General features: G+C 69.0%; 1 protein-coding gene. It reads right to left on the reverse strand.

Annotated features, from left to right (window positions below):
• On the reverse strand, positions 1 to 859 hold an 859-nt coding region (locus AC1DYI_RS36985; protein ID WP_477209049.1), incomplete at its 3' end, for a TAXI family TRAP transporter solute-binding subunit.
• Positions 860 to 907 lie beyond the last annotated feature (48 nt).

Here is a 907-nt window from a genome sequence, read left to right on the forward strand (position 1 = left end):
GCGTCTGCTCGCGCGACAGCAGTGCGGTGGTGGTGGCGAGCAGCGGCACGTCGTGAGGCGGCAAATCGGCCGCCACGTCGACCACACCGCGGGGCAGCGTCACGGTGGACAGGAAGGGCAGGTGGCGCGAATAGGCCTCGTTCTGCTCGAAGGCCATCAGCGCAATGGCCGGGTCGCGCAGCAGCGCGCGGATCAGGCTGGCCTGCGGCGCCGAGATCAGCACCGTGACGTCCAGCTGGCCCTGGCGCAGCGCCGCGCCGGCGGCTTCGGGCGCCAGATTGGACAGCCGCAGATCGGCCGGCTTCAGCTGGTTCAGCGCCAGCAGCTTCTCAACAATCTGCGGTACACCGCTGCCGTCCTGATCCACATTGACTCGCAGGCCGCGCAGCTGGGCCAGGCGCTGCAGTTCGCCGCCGGGCTGGCGGCGCGCGATGCCGAGATCGCGGCGGTAGAAGATCCAGATCGGCTCGTAGAACAGACTGCCCAGCGAGACGATGCCGGCCTCGGTATCGGCCGCCGGATCGGCCATGCCGCCACGCACAAAGCCCACATCGGCCGTGCCTGCACGCAGATAGGCCAGATCGTCCTGCGCGCCTTCGCTGGCAATCAGCTCCACCTGAATGTGCTCGCGCGCCAGTGCCTTCGCATAGCCCTCACCGAAGCCGGCGTAGGCACTTCCGGCCGGGCCGGTGGCCAGCCTCACCTGGCGCGGCGGCTGCGGATCCAGCCACCAGTAGGCCGCCACCAGCAGGCCTCCACCGAGCAGCAACAGAGGGCCCATCGAGACCATCATGTCGCGCAGCGTCTGCAGCAGCAGGCGCAGGCTGCGGGTGGCATGCCATTGTTGAATCGGGGTCATGGCTTGCCATTCTGAGCGGGCAAGGTCTGGGCCTGCGTGTGGCAGACC

It is taken from the genome of Ideonella sp. P3_A4 (assembly GCF_056403075.1).